Here is a 16,427-nt window from a genome sequence, read left to right on the forward strand (position 1 = left end):
GTCTGTTGCTCGTCAGCATCCGGCGGTGTCACTCAGGTGTGGGTCCAGCTCAGGCTGCTGCCTACCCGCGAAAAGCGGTTGAGTGGCGTGAGTGTCCGATACGCATCGTTGAACCCCGACCAGTCGAGGACGCCGTTGATGTCGCGGATCGGCAACGCCGCCAGGTTCCACGCTTCGCGGTACTGCGCCAGCTCAAGCAACCGCTGGCTGATGGTGTGGTTGAGTGCACCGGGCCCGCTGATGTGGTTCAAGGTAATGGCATAACGCTGGAAGCCTTCGGGATCGGTCGCCCGATCCGGACGGCTATCGTAGAACCGTGGCTGCGCCTCGAAGCGCTCCAGCATCGTTTGCGACACTGCATCCAGGGTCGGATTGCCCGCGTGGCTGCCGATCATGCTGTTGCCGAACTGGATGTTCATGCCCAGGGTTTCATTGGACAGGGGCACCGAAAGGATCAGGCCTCGGTCCGACGTGCGCAGCGGTACGCTGTCGATGGGCTCGGCCAGCTGCCCCATGGGGGTTTTCTCTCCGGGTGCGAGGATGCTGTCGTCCATATCCATGTACAGGCCGCCTTCGCTTTTCAGAATTCGATAGCGCAGCACGTCGGATGCCGAAGCGTAGTTGGTGGCGATGCCGCCGTTGCCTTCGATGGCCGCCTGGTATTGCCGAAAATAGCGACTGCGTTTGAACGCCGTGTACAGCGGATGCGGTTCGAGCGGGATGACTCGCAGCGAGGGCGCATGCTGGGCCAACAGCTCGACGTTGCGCGCATAGGCTTGCGGTGAGGTCGTGGAAAGGAACAGGCGGTATTGGTAACTGCTGTCGCGCAGCAGGGCGGCATTGCGTCCTACGTTTTCCAGCAAGGCAGCGCTGATGACCTTGTCGCCGACCCAGAGGCAGGAGATTTTCTTCGCAATGGCTTTCATGACCGGTGGGCGCAGTTCGCCAAGGCTCAGCGGCAGTGTCAGATCGACCCCCAGCGCCCGCAGGGTTTGCGCGCGCTGGGCGTCGGTGACGGGCCGCGCGACGTTCGGCAACCGCGACAGCGAGCGCCCGCCAGGCTGCGGCGCCACGTAGCACGGCGGATCGATCTCGTTGAGGTCGGTGCTCTGGACGAAGGCGTCGTGCTCCACATCGTAGTGAACGGCAGCGACGTATCCGTCTATTTCACATTCCAGAAGGTCGTGCCTGCCACTGTAGCTGGGCACGCGAATGATGGCATCGCCAAGCGCCTGGTCCGCCCCGGCCACGGGTTGTACCGATTGCGGCAGGCTGAAGGCGGTCTCCAGAACCGGCTCCAGGGCCGCAAGGTGCGGAGCCTGCACCGGGCTCAGCGGATAGCCGAGCTGGCCGTTGATGCGTGCCGGGATGACGAACTCGGCACGCTTGAAGCGGAAGATTGCCGGTCTTTGGGGAATCTGCAGGTGCAGCAGTGGTGTTGCATTGAGCATCCCCCAGACCGCATCGTCGGCGCCGGCGGCGCGCTGCTCCAGGTTTTTCCCGTTGATTGCCCGATCCAGCCCAAGGCCTAGTTGAGCGAGGCCGCCCAGGGCAAAGATTGGCGCCAGTTCCGGCACCACCATCGCGATCGGGGCCAGGGTGTTGATGGCCGAAGTGAAGTAGCCGCGCCACTTTTCCTGGGTTACCGAGCTGTCGGTGTCGATGATGAACGCGGCGTCCTGCTCGCTGCGTTTCTTCTGTTGGCGGGCCATGGCCATGAACAGGTCGCCTTCGATGGGCGGGCTGTAGTGGCTCGTCCGGTAGTTGACCGTATCCTCGGGTACCCACAAACCGCTGGTGGCGAAACCGGGATGTCTGTCGGGATCGAAATGGTGGTAGGCGGGGTACAGGCCCAGACCCGTAAGCGCGGTGGCGAGGCCACTGAAACCCAGCGTGTCGGCTTCGTCGCCGGGTGGAAAGTGTGCTTCGAGCGCTCGACGCGTGTGTGGATGCTTGCAGTGCTTGGCCACCCACCGCTTCATCGACGATTCGTCGGTGAATTCGTGGAACGGCGAGCTGTTGCCGGGTATGTACAGCACCGTCAGCCCGGTCGCAGTGTTTTTCAGGCACAGCAGATTGGTCGCTGCATAGCCGTAGATATTCAGGCAGGCGACGTGTACGGCATGGGGCCGCGGCAGCAGGCCTGCAATCTGCCAGGCCAGAATCCGACCGGCATCGCTCAGGCTCGCGTGGCTCGTCTGCCTGTTGCAGGCCGCGATGAAATTGACTTTGGCCGCGTCGCGGTAGGCTTGCAGTCCGTTTTTCCAGTAGCCCTTGAGCATGTGCTTGTAGGGCGTCTGGAAGTCCATGTGCCAGATGAAGCGTTGAAACTCTTCGGCAGGAAGGCGTACGTGGTTGGCCGGGTCGTAGCCCGCCGACGATGTCTGCCGGTACAGGCCGTTGTACACCAGGTACTCGCTGCCATAGTCGAACAAACCCTTTTCATCCAGATGGTCGACCAGGGTGATCGAGTAGGGCGGCGGGGTGCCGGCCCAAGCAGCATGCAGGGCGGCGCCGATCAGATCATTGTTCGATTCGCCCTGCCAGTTCGACAGCAGCGCCTGGGTCATGGTCAGCTTGCGCACGACCTTGGCGATGCAGCGCTGGCCTTTGAATTGATAGTGCAGGGTAACGGCGTCGACCTTGTCCGGATTCAGCTCCAGGCCCTGTTTCGACGCCCACTTGCGTACCGCATCGGCAGCGGCGCGATCAGGCCTGGGGTAATCCTGGAGGGCGTCGCGGACGGCTTGCACACCCTGCGGGCTGATGAATCGGGAAGTCATGGCGGTATTCCTTTCAGAGCACGGAAAGTCGTGCCAGGCCATGATTCGTTCGGCGCATCGGGTGGACGTGGTAACTATTTAGGGCGGTTTAGGGCGGCCGCCGCCGGTGCCGATAGCAAACCGGCCCGGTAAAGTCTATCGACGCGATCGCCGTAGACTCGATTCGAGGGGTGGGAAATAGCCTTCTGGTCCAGGAGCTACAAGGCTTTGGGCGTGATGTCTCGCTCGGCCGGCGCAGGCGCCAGTTCGAAGCCGGAAGGGGTCTTGCCTTGCAGGTGCCAGGCAAAGGCGATGATCTCTGCGATGGTCAGGTACAACTCGTGGGGGATGCTGTCGCCCAGTTCCATGCGTGCCAGCATCTTCACCAGCTCGGCATTTTCATACACCGGTACTTCGTATTCGCGCGCCATGGCCAGAATCGCTTCAGCCAGCTCATCGTCGCCCTTGGCAGTGAGGGTAGGTGCCTTCTGGCCGTCGTAGCGCAGGGCGATGGCTTGGCGTGGGGCTCGTTCGTTCATGCGGTTTCATCCACCCAGCGTTGTTCCAGTCGCGTACGAGCGCCTTGGGGGGCGGTGCCTTGATGGCACTGCAGATCGGCCACGTTCAAACCGCTGGCCTGCAGGCGCTGCCGCAGATTGTCCAACTGGTTCTCGATGAGCAGGGCGGTGGCAGGCCGTTGTGCCCACAACTGGCTGGAGAGGCTGCCGTGAGCCAGTTGCGCCTGCACCTGCAGCGGGCCCAGTGCATCCAGATCGAAGGCCAGGTCCAGGCGCCAGATCTTTTCCTGGGCGGGCCTGGGCTCGTTCTTGTCGTGGGGCTGTTGGTCCGGTGGTGGGTCTTCGCGTTGCACCTTGACCTGCAGCGGGATGAAATCGTGCAGGTGGCGCATGGGGATCTCCAGTTGCCAGGTGGTCTGCGTGGCGCCATCTGGGGTACGCCCGGTCTGTTCCAGGCCAGCGAGCTGATGACTCTGCAGGCGCGCCACCGCCGCACCGGCCAGGCGCAGCAGGTGTTCGAGATCGTCTTCGCCTTCGCTTTTCTGCGCCGTGCGGGCGGGCAGGGGAAAGCTTGCCGGGACGATTTTTTCGCTGACCTGCCCCCAGGCATTCAGGGCATTGCGCACGCGCCCCGGCAGCACCTGAGCGAGCACATTGGCCGCCACCGCCGGTTGCGCCGCCGGATTGGGCACCGCAGCAGGCGCGATCTGCGCCATCAGGCGCAGCAGCGCCGACTTGAGATCGGGTGCCGGTTGGCCGTTGAGCAGATTGGCTTCCAGGAATGCGCCGCTGGCGACCACGGCCTGTGCAACGGTTTTCGGGTCGACCATTTGCTGCATGTCCGGCAAGCTGGCCAACAGGCGCTCCAGGCCCGCCCGCGTCGGTGGCGCGAGTTCCGGGTTCTGCCGCAGGCTCTGCACAGCGCTCAGGAGGCTGTCCAAGGAACCCTGCCGAGCTTGCTGGGCGCCCAATTGCTGGGCCACGGCCAGTTGGTCCATGCGCCCGCTCAAGGGCACGAAATTCAGGCTGCGGTCGCTCATCACCTGGGCGCTGAGCAGGCTGCCCAGGCGCAGCGGCTGAGGGCTCTCGATGGCCAGGATATTGCCCGCCTGAGCGGTGTTGAGCAGGGTCACCATGGCCCGATACACCGCCGGCTGCCCGGCGATCTGCGGCAGCATCTGGCTGCTGCTAACCTTGCCCTGCAACAGCGTGCCCACCGGCAATGCCTGGGTGTCGATGCGGGTCAGGGTCAGCGGGGCGCCGTTGCCGCGCTCCTGGGTGGCGACCAGGGCCGCGCCGCCGGCCAGGTGCGAAACCAGCAATGCAGTGCCCTGGGGCAGCGGTTGCAGGCTGCTGGCGGTGATCGTCGCCACCCCGCCACCGGCCAGGCTCAGGCGCAGCAGCAGTTGAAAGTCCTGGGCGCCGGCCTTGACCGACACCACCTCGGCGTCGACTGTCTCGCCCAGGGCCAGCAGGTTGTCCAGTGGCTGGGTGATCTTCACCATCTCGGTGTTCGAGGCACTGGCGCGCGCGGCTCCGCTGGCAGACGGCAGCGCGGCTAGGTTGCTGATCAGGTCAGGCATGGATGAAACCTGTGTCGGTTGCGCCCTTGGGCGTGAGCTGCGCATGTATAATGCGCGGCCACTGCGGCCGGCTCTGCTATACAGTGCCATGGAAGTATAGCGGCCATGCCCTGCAGAACTTGAACACGGCTCGACGCCGTGACGTGCGATCCGATTTCATAAGGCCGAGTCTTGACCCCATACCTGCACGCCATCGATCTATCCTGCGAGCGCGATGGGCGGCTGCTGTTCGAGCGTCTGCAGGTACAGGTGGCAGCCGGCGACATGCTTCAGGTGTGCGGCCCCAACGGCTGTGGCAAGACCAGCCTGCTGCGCCTGCTGGCCGGGTTGATGCAGCCCGCTGAAGGGCAGGTCGCGCTGACGGCGCAGACGCAGACCGCACACCGGGGCGAACGTGGCTGCCCGCTGGTATGGATCGGTCACGCGCCCGGCATCAACGAGACACTCAGCGCTGAGGAAAACCTGGCCTGGCTCTGCGCGCTGCACACTCCGGCCAGTCGCGAGCGCATCTGGGCGGCATTGGCGGCGATCGGCCTGCGCGGTTTCGAAGACGTGCCGTGTCACCGGCTTTCAGCCGGCCAGCGGCGCCGCGTGGCGCTTGCTCGTCTGCATCTGCCCGGCCCGCCGCTGTGGATTCTCGACGAGCCGTTCACTGCACTCGATGCACAGGCAGTGGAGCAGTTGGAACGGCACCTGGTCGGACACTGCGAGCGAGGCGGCATGGTCGTGCTGACCACCCACCATCTGCTGGCGCAGACCCCCGGCAGCTACCGGCGGCTGGAACTGGACGCGCAGGCGGCATGAGTGTTTTCGTCCTGTTGCTCAAGCGCGAAGCACGGCTGCTGTGTCGACGGCCCGCCGAGCTGGCCAACCCGCTGGTGTTTTTCGCCCTCGTCATCGCGCTGTTCCCGCTGGCCGTGGGTCCGCAGATGCAAGTGCTGCAAGGTCTTTCCCCCGGCCTGGTATGGGTAGCGGCACTGCTGGCCGTGCTGCTGTCACTCGACGGCCTGTTTCGCAGCGATCTGGAGGACGGTTCGCTGGAACAATGGATATTGTCCGAACATCCACTGCCCTTGCTGGTGCTGGCCAAGGTGCTGGTGCACTGGCTGTTTTCCGGGCTGGCGCTGGTGCTCGTCTCCCCGCTGCTGGCGCTGATGCTCGGGCTGCCCGAGCGCTGCCTGCCGGTGCTGTTGCTGTCGTTGCTGCTCGGCACCCCGGTGCTCAGCCTGCTCGGCGCAGTGGGGGCGGCGTTGACGGTCGGGCTCAAGCGCGGCGGCCTGCTGTTGGCGCTGCTGACGCTGCCGTTGTACATCCCGGTGCTGATTCTGGGCAGTGGCGCCCTGCAGGCGTCGTTGCAGCAGCTGCCAGCCACGGGTTACCTGTTGTGGCTGGGCAGCCTGACAGCGTTGTCGGTGACCTTGGCGCCTTTCGCCATCGCGGCGGGGCTGAAGATCAGTGTCGGCGAATGAACGGGCCAGGCCGCGTGTGCGTCTGGCTCATGCTTTTGGATACGGGGTCATGAAAAACAAGGTGATGAACTGGACGTGGTTTCACAAGCTCGGCTCGCCCAAGGCATTCCATGCCCTGAGCGGACGCCTGCTGCCGTGGTTGAGCGCGGCGGCGGCACTGCTGATCGGCACGGGCGTTGTCTGGGGGCTGGCTTTCGCGCCGCCGGATTACCAGCAGGGCAACAGTTTTCGCATCATCTACATTCACGTGCCAGCAGCCATGCTTGCCCAGTCCTGCTACGTGATGATGGCGCTGGCCGGCGTGGTCGGGCTGGTGTGGAAGATGAAGATCGCCGACATCGCGCTGCAATGCGCCGCACCGGTGGGCGCCTGGATGACCGTGTTGGCGCTGGCCACGGGCGCCATCTGGGGCAAACCGACGTGGGGCAGTTGGTGGGTCTGGGATGCGCGCCTGACCTCCATGCTCATCCTGCTGTTTCTCTACCTGGGGCTGCTTGCCCTGGGGCAGGCCATCGGCAACCGCGAGAACGCGGCCAAGGCCTGTGCGGTACTGGCCATCGTCGGCGTGGTCAACATTCCGATCATCAAGTATTCGGTGCAGTGGTGGAACACCCTGCATCAGGGCGCCACGTTCAGCCTGACCGAAAAACCGGCGATGCCCGCGCAGATGTGGTTGCCGCTGCTGCTCACGGTGCTCGGCTTCTACTGTTTCTTCGGCGCCGTGCTGTTGTTGCGCATGCGCCTGGAAGTGCTCAGACGTGAAGCTCGCAGCCGCTGGGTCCGGGAGTACCTGGCCGGTGCCTTGAAAACGAAGGCCGCGCCATGAGCTTCGATTCGTTCGGCGAGTTTCTGAGCATGGGGCGCCACGGCGTCTACGTCTGGTCGGCCTATGGCCTGTGCCTGCTGGTGCTGGTGGTCAACGTGGCCGGACCGCTGCTGGCTCGGCGACGTCACCTGCAACAGGAAGCGCGACGTCTGCGCCGGGAGGGTCGACCGTGAATCCGCTACGCAAAAAACGCCTGACGCTCATCCTCGCCCTGGTGGCAGGTGTCGCGCTTGCCGTGGGCCTGGCCCTGGGTGCATTGCAGCAGAACATCAACCTGTTCTACACGCCGACCCAGATCGCCAATGGCGAGGCGCCGGTGGGCACGCGCATTCGCGCCGGCGGCATGGTCGAGCGGGGCTCGCTGCAGCGTTCCGGCGACTCGCTGGATGTCCGCTTCGTGGTTACCGACTTCCAGCGCAGCGTCACCATCACCTACCGCGGCATCCTCCCCGACCTGTTTCGCGAGGGGCAGGGCATCGTCGCCCTCGGCACCCTGAACGCTGCCGGCGTGGTGCAGGCGGACGAGGTACTGGCCAAGCACGACGAGAAATACATGCCCCCGGAAGTCACCAAAGCCTTGAAAGACTCCGGCCGAATGGAAGCTTCGCCATGATCGCTGCGCTGCTGGTGCCCGAACTGGGCCAATTGTCGATGATCCTGGCGCTGTGTCTGGCCCTGGTGCAGGCCAGTGTGCCGTTGGTTGGTGCCTGGCGCGGCGACCTGCTGTGGATGGGCCTGGCGCGGCCGGCTGCGTGGGGCCAGTTCACGTTCTTGGTGCTGGCGTTCGCCTGCCTGGCCGCAAGCTTCCTCAACGACGACTTTTCCGTGCGCTACGTGGCCGAAAACTCCAACAGCGCCTTGCCCTGGTACTACAAGTTCAGCGCGGTATGGGGTGCCCACGAGGGCTCGTTGCTGCTGTGGGCGCTGATCCTGGGCGGCTGGACCTTCGCCGTGTCGATCGGCTCGCGGCAGTTGCCGCAGGTGATGCTGGCACGGGTGCTGGCAGTGATGGGCATGATCAGCGTCGGCTTCCTGCTGTTCCTGATCCTGACGTCCAATCCCTTCGCTCGGGTGCTGCCGCAGATTCCCGCCAACGGCCGCGACCTCAACCCCTTGCTGCAGGACATCGGCCTGATCGTTCACCCGCCCATGCTGTACATGGGCTACGTCGGTTTTTCGGTGGCCTTTGCCTTCGCCATTGCCGCGCTGCTGGGCGGCAAGCTGGACGCGGCCTGGGCACGCTGGTCACGTCCATGGACGATGGTGGCGTGGAGCTTTCTGGGTATCGGCATCACCCTGGGCTCATGGTGGGCGTACTACGAACTGGGCTGGGGCGGGTGGTGGTTCTGGGACCCGGTGGAGAACGCCTCGTTCATGCCCTGGCTGGTGGGTACCGCGCTGATCCATTCGCTGGCGGTCACCGAGAAGCGCGGCGTGTTCAAGAGCTGGACGGTGCTGCTGGCCATCGCCGCGTTTTCCCTGAGCCTGCTGGGAACCTTCCTGGTGCGCTCGGGCGTGCTGACCTCGGTGCACGCGTTCGCGTCCGACCCAACGCGCGGGGTGTTCATCCTGATCTTCCTGTTGTTCGTGGTAGGTGGTTCGCTGACCCTGTTTGCGCTGCGCGCGCCGGTGGTCAAGAGTCATGTGGGCTTCGGCCTGTGGTCGCGCGAAACCCTGCTGCTGGGCAACAACCTGATTCTGCTGGTGGCCGCCTCCATGATTCTGCTGGGTACGTTGTATCCGCTGGCCCTGGATGCCCTGACCGGCGCCAAGCTGTCGGTCGGCCCACCCTATTTCAATGCGCTGTTCGTGCCCTTGATGGCGCTGCTGATGCTGACCATGGCGGTCGGTGTGCTGGTGCGCTGGAAACACACGCCAACGGCCTGGTTGCGGGGCATGCTGGTGCCTGTGTTGATCGGCAGTGCCTTGCTGGCGCCGCTGGCAGCGTGGTGCCTGGGGGATTTTGCCTGGCCGGTATTGACCATCTTTGCGCTGGCTGCCTGGGTGCTGCTGGCCGGTGCCCGCGACCTGCACGACAAGACCCGTCACACGGGCTTTCGCCGAGGCCTGGCTGGCTTGCCGCGCAGCTACTGGGGCATGCAACTGGCCCACTTGGGCATCGCCGTCTGTGCCTTGGGCGTGGTGCTGTCTAGCCACGACAGTGCCCAGCGCGACCTGCGCATGGCACCGGGCGATGCAGTGGAACTGGGTGGCTATCAATTCATCTTCAACGGTGCCGAGTCTCATCGCGGGCCGAATTTCACCGCTCAGCGTGGCAGCATCCAGGTCCTGCTCGAGGGTATACAGGTCAGCTTGCTGCATCCCGAAAAGCGTTTGTACACCGTTCAGCAATCGGTGATGACCGAGGCAGGCATCGACGCCGGTTTTACCCGCGACCTCTACGTTGCCCTGGGTGAACCGCTGGAAAACGGTGCGTGGGCCGTACGCATCCACGTCAAGCCGTTCGTGCGCTGGATCTGGCTGGGCGGGTTGCTGACGGGGCTGGGGGGATTGCTCGCCGCGCTGGACAAGCGCTATCGGCTCAAGGTCAAAGCGCGCGTGCGTGACGTACTCGGCAAAGGAGCCCCGGCATGAAGCGTTGGCTGCTGGCGCTGCCCTTGGGCGCATTCCTGATAGTGGCGGTGCTGCTTTACCGCGGCCTCCACCTGGACCCGGCACAGCTGCCGTCGGCGCTGATCGGCAAGCCGTTTCCCGCGTTCAGCCTGGCCGATACCCCGGGCGAACGGACATTGACCCGCGCCGACCTGCTGGGCAAGCCCGCACTGGTCAATGTCTGGGGCACCTGGTGCGTGGCCTGTCGGGTCGAGCATCCGCTGCTCAACACGCTGGCCCGGCAGGGCGTGTTGATCTACGGCATCAACTACAAGGATGACAACGCAGCCGCGCGCCGCTGGTTGGCGGACTATCACAACCCCTACGCGCTGGACATCAATGACAAGGACGGCACTCTGGGCCTTGATCTGGGCGTTTATGGCGCGCCGGAGACCTTTCTCATCGACGCCCGCGGGGTGATTCGCCACAAGTGGGTAGGTGTCATCGACCAGACCGTATGGCGCGAGCAGTTGGCGCCGCTGTACCAGGCGCTGCTCGACGAGGCCCGACCATGAACCTGAAACGCTGGCTGCTGACCTGCGTGCTGCTGTCGAGCCTGGCCGGAGCGGCGCACGCCGCCATCGACACCTATAGGTTCGCCAATGACGACTTGCGCGAGCGCTTTCACCAGTTGACTCAGCAGTTGCGTTGTCCGAAGTGCCAGAACCAGGACATCGCCGATTCCAATGCGCCCATTGCCGGCGACCTGCGCCGGGAGATCCATCGGCTGTTGACCGAAGGCAAGAGCGACGAGCAGATCATCGAGTTCATGGTCGACCGCTATGGCGAATTCGTCCGCTACAGACCGGCGCTGACCGCGCGCACCGCGCTGCTCTGGTTCGGCCCGGCGGCGTTGCTCGTGGCCGGCGTGGGGGTGATCGCGGTGACGGTGCGCCGCCGACGTCGGCAACCGGCCACCAGCCCGCGCGATCTCGACCCGGGCGAGCGGGCTCGCCTGGCTGACTTGCTTGCCCAAAAACCGCTGGATGAAGACCACCCATGATCGATTTCTGGCTCGCTGCCGGGCTGTTGCTGCTGGTTGCACTGAGTTTCGTGCTGGTGCCGTTGCTGCGGGCTCGTCGCGAGCAGCCCGAGCAAGACCGTACGGCACTCAACGTGGCGCTGTACCAAGAGCGACTGGCCGAGCTGAACACCCAGCAAAGGGCGGGTGTACTGACTCCCGCACAGCTGGAAAGCGGCCAGGCGGAAGCGGCCCGTGAGCTGCTCACCGATACCGACGGCAGCCAGACGGCGTCGGATGTCCGCCTGGGCCGCGCGGTACCGCTGGCCGCGGCGCTGCTGGTGCCGGTCGTGGGGCTGGTGCTGTACCTGCATTACGGCGCCAGCGACCAGGTCGAGTTGAGCCGCGAGTTCGCCGTGCCGCCCACGTCCGTGGCGCAGATGAAGGCGCGCCTGGAGCAGGCGGTGCAGATGCAGCCAGAGGCCGTAGAGGGCATTTACATCCTGGGACGAACCTACATGGCGCAGAATCGCCCAGCGCAAGCAGCCGCGCTGTTCGAGCGTGCGGCGTCCCTGGCCGGGCGGCAGCCCGAGGTTTTGGGGCAGTGGGCGCAGGCGCTGTATTTTGCTGCGGGCAAGCAGTGGTCCGAACCCATCCAGGCGTTGACCGACGAAGCACTGCTGGGCGATCCGAAGGAGCCAACCAGCCTTGGCTTGCTCGGCATCGCCGCCTTCGAGAGCCAGCGCTTCGAACAAGCCATCGGCTACTGGGAGCGGCTGCTGGCAACGTTGCCGGATGCGGACCCGGCACGCACGGCATTGCAGGGTGGAATCGCGCGCGCTCGTAGCCAACTGGCGTCCGCCGACACACCGCCAGCCTCGCGGCCCACGCCAGCGCGCGCCGGGTTGAAGGTGCGGGTGACGCTGGCGCCCGCGCTGGTCGCCAAGGTGCAGCCGGGTGACAGCGTGTTCGTCTTTGCTCGCGCGGTGTCCGGGCCACCAATGCCGCTGGCGGTCAAGCGCCTGACGGTCGCTGACCTCCCGGCGCAGGTCGAGCTGGCGGACAGCGACGCGATGATGCCACAGCTGAAACTGTCGAACTTTGCCGAAGTCCAACTCATCGCCCGGATATCCAGGGCCGGCCAGCCCACTCAGGGCGAATGGCTGGCACGCGGTGCGCCGATTGCCAGTGACAGCGCCGCCGTGCAGCAATTGATGATCGACAGTCCCGACCTTTAGAGAGATGCCATGAACCGTTTAGCTCGAATGGCCGTGATCGGCCTGGCCCTGGGCATGAGTGCCTGCGCCGTGCAGCGCCCGTCCGAACCGGAGCCCCGGCCGCCGGTGCAGACCCTGCCACCAGTCGGACCGAACACGGCGCCGACCCCGCCTGCGCCGCCCGCACCGCCTGCACCCAAGCCCCTGCCGCGCACCTCGGCCAGCTTCGCGCCGCCGCCCGGTGGTGCCAGTCACTGGGACCCGAGCCTGGGCGTCTATGTGCTTGAGGATCAGCCCGACACCTACTACCGGCAGCGTACCTACTACCGGTGGAATGATGGCTGGAGCTGGGCCACCAGTCCCAAGGGGCCTTGGGAAGCCACCGACACCACCGGCGTGCCGGCCGGATTGGGCCGCAAGCATCCCTGAACCCTAGCCGCCGTGAAGCAGGCCAGCCAGCGTTGACCGCCGTTACTGGCCGGTATAGATCTGGTCGAACACGCCACCGTCGTTGAAGTGGGTCTTCTGCACGCTGCGCCAGTCGCCGAAGGTCTTCTCCACCGAGAGGAATTCAACCTTTGGGAAGCGGTCGGTGTACTTGGCCAACACCGCAGGGTCGCGGGGGCGCAGGTAGTTGTTGGCGGCGATCTCCTGGCCTTCGGGCGACCACAGGTACTTCAGGTATTCATCGGCTGCGGCGCGCGTGCCTTTGCGGTCGACCACCTTGTCGACCACGCTGACCGGCGGCTCGGCCTCGGCGGACACGCTGGGGTAGACCACTTCGAACTGATCGCGGCCAAACTCGCGGGCGATCATTTCCGCTTCGTTCTCGAAGGTGATCAGCACATCGCCGATCTGGTTGGTCATGAACGTGGTGGTTGCACCGCGGCCGCCGGTGTCGAGTACCGGCGCCTGCTTGAACAGCTTGCCGACGAAGTCGCGGGCCTTGTTTTCGTCGCCGCCGTTCTTCAGCACATAGCCCCACGCCGACAGGTAGGTGTAGCGGCCGTTGCCGGACGTCTTGGGGTTGGGGACGATGACCTGCACGCCGTCCTTGAGCAGGTCGGGCCAGTCCTTGAGCGCCTTGGGGTTGCCCTTGCGGACGATGAACACGGTCGCCGAGGTGAATGGTGCGCTGTTGTTCGGCAGGCGCGTGACCCAGTTGTCAGGCACCAGCTTGCCATTGTCGGCCAAGGCATTGATGTCGGTGGCCATGTTCATGGTGATGACATCGGCCGGCAGGCCGTCGATCACCGAGCGCGCCTGCTTGCTCGAACCGCCGAAGGACATCTGCACGGTGATCGCTTCGTTGTGTTCAGCCTGCCAGTGTTTCTGGAAGGCGCTGTTGTAGTCCTTGTAGAAGTCGCGCATCACGTCGTACGAGACGTTGAGCAGGCTGGGCGCGGCCTGGGCCAGGCCGGTCAGGGTCAAGCCTGCCGCCAACAGCGAGGCACCGATCAATTTCTTCACTGCAGTTCCCTCTTCGAGCGTTCTTGGAAATAGGCGGCATTATGCCTGCGCCGCTGCCTCGACAGGCTGGGCACGGTTAGATCAAAAACTGCTGTGCTTATAGCGCTTTTTTGAACAAGGCATTGCCGCATTGCGAGCAGAAGGACGCTGCCTGCTCATGGCTGCCTTTGTGACACACCGCGCACTCGTGCTGCAGGCCCTCGCCACGCATGGCGTTGGCCAGTTCGGCGGTAAAGATGCCGGTGGGCACCGCGATGATCGAATAACCGGTGATCATCACCATGGCCGAGAGCACCTGGCCGATCGGCGTGGTAGGCACGATGTCGCCGTAGCCGACGGTGGTCAGGGTGACGATGGCCCAGTAGATGCCGGTGGGAATGTTGGCGAAGCCATTCTGCGGCCCTTCGACCACATACATCAAAGTGCCGAATACCGTGACCAGGGTGCTGACGCTGACCAGAAACACGATGATCTTCTGCTTGCTGCCGCGCAGGGCTGCCAGCAGGTAGTTGGCCTGCTTCAGATAAGGGCTGAGCTTGAGTACGCGGAAGATCCGCAGCATGCGCACCACGCGTACGATCATCAGGTACTGGGCGTCGCTGTAGTAGATGGCCAGGATGCCGGGCACGATCGCCAGCAGGTCGATCAGGCCGTAGAAGCTGAACGCGTAGCGCAGAGGCTTGGGCGAACAGTACAGGCGCAGCAGGTATTCGACGGCGAAGATGAAAGTGAAGCCCCATTCGATCCAGGCGAACAGGTCGGCATACTGGCTGTGGACGGTCTCGACGCTGTCGATGATCACCACCAGCAGGCTGGCGAGAATGATCAGCAACAAGGTCTTGTCGAAGCGCCGTCCGGCAGGGGTGTCGCTTTGAAAAACGACGACGTACAGGCGATCACGCAGAGTGGTCATAGAAAGGTGCTTCCCGAAGAGGCGCACAGCGTAGGAGCTTTGCCGCGCAGGTGCAAGGCCGTGCGCCAAGCCTTGCCCAGGCTGGGCTAATCCGGCGTACAGCCTTTGAGCACCAGGCGCGTGATGGTGTCGATGGCGGCTTCGTAATCGGCGTCGTCCAGTTTCGCCTTGCCGGTGATCGAAGCGATCTGCCAATCGAAGTCGGCGTAGGTCTGGGTTGCGGCCCAGATGCTGAACATCAGGTGATGGGGGTCGACCGGGGCGATCTGGCCGCGATCGATCCAGCTCTGCAGGCACTGGATGTTGTGCCGGGCCTGGGCATTGAGCAGCTCCACCTGATCGGCGCTCAGGTGCGGCGCGCCGTGCATGATTTCACTGGCGAACACTTTCGAGGCGAAGGGCAGGGCGCGGGAGATATGGATCTTGGAGCGGATATAGGCACGCAGCACCTCCTGCGGCTCGCCTGCCGTATCGAACGGCGTGGACGCCTGCAGGATCGGCTCGATGATGCTTTCCAGCACCTCGCGGTAGAGGTTTTCCTTGGACTTGAAGTAGTAGTAGACGTTGGGCTTGGGCACGCCGGCCTTGCTGGCGATGTCGTGGGTCTTGGCGGCGGCGAAACCCTTGTCGGCGAATTCCTCACTGGCCGCGCGCAGAATCAGTGCCTTGTTGCGCTCGCGAATACTGCTCATGGTGGGCAAAAGTCCTTGTTTCTGCGCAGTGGACCCCGGCTGTGCTGCAGGGTCCGCGATGGTAGCACCGGCGTTGCCGGGCCCTCAACAATGGCCCGGCAGGGAACTTAGCCGACCCCCGTGCGTCAGCCACCTAACTTACTCATGAGGATGCTCCCCGTGGCCGCAGGCAATTTGCTGACGCTTCTCGACGATATCGCGACTCTGCTCGACGACGTTTCCCTGGCCGCGAAGAAAACCGCCGGGGTGCTGGGCGACGATCTGGCGCTCAATGCCCAACAGGTCACCGGGGTCAAGGCGGATCGTGAACTGCCGGTGGTCTGGGCGGTGGCCAAGGGTTCCCTGCTGAACAAGGCGATCCTGGTACCTGCAGCGCTGTTGATCAGCGCATTCGCGCCCTGGCTGATCACGCCGCTGTTGATGATCGGCGGCGCGTACCTGTGCTTCGAAGGCTTCGAGAAGGTCGTGCACAAGTTCCTGCACAAGGATTCGGCAGCCGACCTCGAGCAGCGCAAGGCCGCCATGGCCGATGCCAAGGTCGACATGGTGGCGTTCGAGAAGGACAAGATCAAAGGTGCGGTGCGCACCGACTTCATTCTTTCGGCGGAGATAATCGTGCTGGCATTGGGCGTGGTGTCCACCAGGCCATTCCTGGACCAGGTCGGCGTGCTGGTGATCACTGCTGTGCTGATCACCGTAGGTGTATATGGGCTGGTGGCCGGCATCGTCAAACTCGACGACGTTGGCCTCTACCTCAAGCAGAAGACCGGCGCGGCCAGTCAGGCGCTGGGCAACGGGCTACTGTGGTTGGCGCCCGTGCTGATGAAGCTACTGTCGATACTGGGCACCATTGCCATGTTTCTGGTGGGCGGCGGAATCATCGCGCATGGCCTGCCGTTCGTGCATCACCTCAGTGAGGCGGCGGTGGCGCTGGCTGGCGGTGGTCTGATGGGCACGGTGGCGAGCACTCTGGTCGACGCGCTGACCGGCATTCTTACCGGCGCCGCGGTATTGGCAGTGGTAAGCCTGGGCAAGAAACTCTTCGGGACATCCCACTGACTGATCGAATGTCATCGTGGCGGCGGGGCATGCTGAGTCTGGGCGCGACAGTGTGCTCCCGGCTCACCGTGTGGGCCGCTGACGCGGCTTGCGCCGCTGCTACAGGGTCGGTATTGGTGCGTGGTATAGGTGTAAGTTTTAAACTATTTAATATATATCGCACGCAAACTATGAGTGCTGTTGTTCAAATCAATAGGCCAGTAGTTATTCTTTGCCCATACAACCATTGATCCGGTAGCGACAATTAAATGGGATTAACCGGGTGTTGTTGTTTCCTACCTATGATGGTGCTGTTCCGAAGTCTCCTCTCCATCGGAAGCGAGCGTGTGCCGGTTCATAATTAG

The 16,427-nt window shown here is 64.2% G+C and carries 17 protein-coding genes; 11 read left to right on the forward strand and 6 right to left on the reverse strand.

Features of this window, described 5'->3' with window-relative positions; all coding sequences use genetic code 11:
* Positions 1-32 precede the first annotated feature (32 nt).
* From IFT75_RS03530 to fliK, 3 genes are all read right to left on the reverse strand, one after another.
* Entirely contained in the window at positions 33-2,783 is a 2,751-nt protein-coding gene (locus IFT75_RS03530) for a dermonecrotic toxin domain-containing protein (RefSeq protein ID WP_192053354.1), read from the reverse strand.
* Positions 2,784-2,980: 197 nt separating this feature from the next.
* Positions 2,981-3,301 carry an EscU/YscU/HrcU family type III secretion system export apparatus switch protein gene (locus IFT75_RS03535; RefSeq protein ID WP_192053356.1) on the reverse strand — a complete coding sequence of 107 codons (321 nt, stop codon included), beginning with the start codon at positions 3,299-3,301 and terminating at the stop codon, positions 2,981-2,983.
* The gene (fliK, locus tag IFT75_RS03540) at positions 3,298-4,863 is read right to left on the reverse strand and encodes a flagellar hook-length control protein FliK (RefSeq protein ID WP_192053358.1); all 1,566 of its coding nucleotides are present in this window, start codon (positions 4,861-4,863) and stop codon (positions 3,298-3,300) included. The genes IFT75_RS03535 and fliK overlap by 4 nt, the downstream gene beginning before the upstream one ends.
* Before the next feature lie 171 nt (positions 4,864-5,034).
* Between fliK and ccmA the strand changes: the two genes are divergently transcribed.
* The 10 genes from ccmA to IFT75_RS03590 all read left to right on the forward strand — a co-directional run bounded on the left by ccmA (position 5,035) and on the right by IFT75_RS03590 (position 12,378).
* Positions 5,035-5,667, forward strand: coding sequence for a cytochrome c biogenesis heme-transporting ATPase CcmA (ccmA, locus tag IFT75_RS03545; RefSeq protein WP_192053360.1), 633 nt, complete (start codon positions 5,035-5,037; stop codon positions 5,665-5,667).
* Positions 5,664-6,332, forward strand: a complete 669-nt coding sequence (ccmB, locus tag IFT75_RS03550) for a heme exporter protein CcmB (protein ID WP_122475867.1) — start codon at positions 5,664-5,666, stop codon at positions 6,330-6,332. The genes ccmA and ccmB overlap by 4 nt, the downstream gene beginning before the upstream one ends.
* Before the next feature lie 61 nt (positions 6,333-6,393).
* Positions 6,394-7,158, forward strand: coding sequence for a heme ABC transporter permease (locus tag IFT75_RS03555; RefSeq protein WP_185794566.1), 765 nt, complete (start codon positions 6,394-6,396; stop codon positions 7,156-7,158).
* On the forward strand, positions 7,155-7,331 hold the full coding sequence (gene ccmD, locus IFT75_RS03560) for a heme exporter protein CcmD (RefSeq protein ID WP_122475865.1): 177 nt from the start codon (positions 7,155-7,157) through the stop codon (positions 7,329-7,331). Before IFT75_RS03555 ends, ccmD begins: the two co-directional genes overlap by 4 nt.
* Positions 7,328-7,771 (forward strand): cytochrome c maturation protein CcmE, encoded by a 444-nt coding sequence (ccmE, locus tag IFT75_RS03565; RefSeq protein WP_122475863.1) that lies wholly within the window; start codon positions 7,328-7,330, stop codon positions 7,769-7,771. The genes ccmD and ccmE overlap by 4 nt, the downstream gene beginning before the upstream one ends.
* Before the next feature lie 11 nt (positions 7,772-7,782).
* Positions 7,783-9,753 (forward strand): heme lyase CcmF/NrfE family subunit, encoded by a 1,971-nt coding sequence (locus IFT75_RS03570; protein ID WP_192053444.1) that lies wholly within the window; start codon positions 7,783-7,785, stop codon positions 9,751-9,753.
* Positions 9,750-10,286 (forward strand): DsbE family thiol:disulfide interchange protein, encoded by a 537-nt coding sequence (locus IFT75_RS03575; protein ID WP_192053362.1) that lies wholly within the window; start codon positions 9,750-9,752, stop codon positions 10,284-10,286. The genes IFT75_RS03570 and IFT75_RS03575 overlap by 4 nt, the downstream gene beginning before the upstream one ends.
* A gap of 2 nt (positions 10,287-10,288) precedes the next feature.
* Positions 10,289-10,774: a cytochrome c-type biogenesis protein gene (locus IFT75_RS03580; protein WP_192053446.1), complete on the forward strand. Its 486-nt coding sequence runs from the start codon at positions 10,289-10,291 to the stop codon at positions 10,772-10,774.
* Entirely contained in the window at positions 10,771-11,970 is a 1,200-nt protein-coding gene (ccmI, locus tag IFT75_RS03585) for a c-type cytochrome biogenesis protein CcmI (RefSeq protein ID WP_192053364.1), read from the forward strand. The genes IFT75_RS03580 and ccmI overlap by 4 nt, the downstream gene beginning before the upstream one ends.
* A 9-nt stretch (positions 11,971-11,979) precedes the next feature.
* Entirely contained in the window at positions 11,980-12,378 is a 399-nt protein-coding gene (locus tag IFT75_RS03590) for a hypothetical protein (RefSeq protein WP_192053366.1), read from the forward strand.
* A gap of 42 nt (positions 12,379-12,420) precedes the next feature.
* On the opposite strand, the gene IFT75_RS03595 is transcribed toward IFT75_RS03590, so the two are convergent.
* From IFT75_RS03595 to IFT75_RS03605, 3 genes are all read right to left on the reverse strand, one after another.
* A complete protein-coding gene (locus IFT75_RS03595) occupies positions 12,421-13,419 on the reverse strand; it encodes a sulfate ABC transporter substrate-binding protein (RefSeq protein ID WP_122475851.1) in 999 nt (332 codons plus the stop codon).
* Positions 13,420-13,516: 97 nt separating this feature from the next.
* Entirely contained in the window at positions 13,517-14,332 is an 816-nt protein-coding gene (locus tag IFT75_RS03600; protein WP_122475850.1) for an ion transporter, read from the reverse strand.
* A gap of 86 nt (positions 14,333-14,418) precedes the next feature.
* Entirely contained in the window at positions 14,419-15,024 is a 606-nt protein-coding gene (locus IFT75_RS03605; protein WP_122475848.1) for a TetR/AcrR family transcriptional regulator, read from the reverse strand.
* Between the two features lie 159 nt (positions 15,025-15,183).
* On the opposite strand from IFT75_RS03605, the gene IFT75_RS03610 reads away from it, so the two are divergent.
* Positions 15,184-16,083, forward strand: a complete 900-nt coding sequence (locus tag IFT75_RS03610) for a DUF808 family protein (protein ID WP_192053368.1) — start codon at positions 15,184-15,186, stop codon at positions 16,081-16,083.
* The last annotated feature ends 344 nt before the right edge of the window (positions 16,084-16,427 follow it).

The organism is Pseudomonas sp. CFBP 8758, assembly GCF_014841725.1.
Lineage (GTDB): Bacteria > Pseudomonadota > Gammaproteobacteria > Pseudomonadales > Pseudomonadaceae > Aquipseudomonas > Aquipseudomonas baltica.

Excerpts from the sequence above, each read along its gene's own strand:
- IFT75_RS03530 (WP_192053354.1), bottom strand. The coding sequence starts at position 2,783 with ATGACTTCCCGATTCATCAGCCCGCAGGGTGTGCAAGCCGTCCGCGAC.
- IFT75_RS03535 (WP_192053356.1), bottom strand. The coding sequence starts at position 3,301 with ATGAACGAACGAGCCCCACGCCAAGCCATCGCCCTGCGCTACGACGGC.
- fliK (WP_192053358.1), bottom strand. The coding sequence starts at position 4,863 with ATGCCTGACCTGATCAGCAACCTAGCCGCGCTGCCGTCTGCCAGCGGA.
- ccmB (WP_122475867.1), top strand. The coding sequence starts at position 5,664 with ATGAGTGTTTTCGTCCTGTTGCTCAAGCGCGAAGCACGGCTGCTGTGT.
- ccmD (WP_122475865.1), top strand. The coding sequence starts at position 7,155 with ATGAGCTTCGATTCGTTCGGCGAGTTTCTGAGCATGGGGCGCCACGGC.
- IFT75_RS03575 (WP_192053362.1), top strand. The coding sequence starts at position 9,750 with ATGAAGCGTTGGCTGCTGGCGCTGCCCTTGGGCGCATTCCTGATAGTG.
- ccmI (WP_192053364.1), top strand. The coding sequence starts at position 10,771 with ATGATCGATTTCTGGCTCGCTGCCGGGCTGTTGCTGCTGGTTGCACTG.
- IFT75_RS03590 (WP_192053366.1), top strand. The coding sequence starts at position 11,980 with ATGAACCGTTTAGCTCGAATGGCCGTGATCGGCCTGGCCCTGGGCATG.
- IFT75_RS03600 (WP_122475850.1), bottom strand. The coding sequence starts at position 14,332 with ATGACCACTCTGCGTGATCGCCTGTACGTCGTCGTTTTTCAAAGCGAC.
- IFT75_RS03605 (WP_122475848.1), bottom strand. The coding sequence starts at position 15,024 with ATGAGCAGTATTCGCGAGCGCAACAAGGCACTGATTCTGCGCGCGGCC.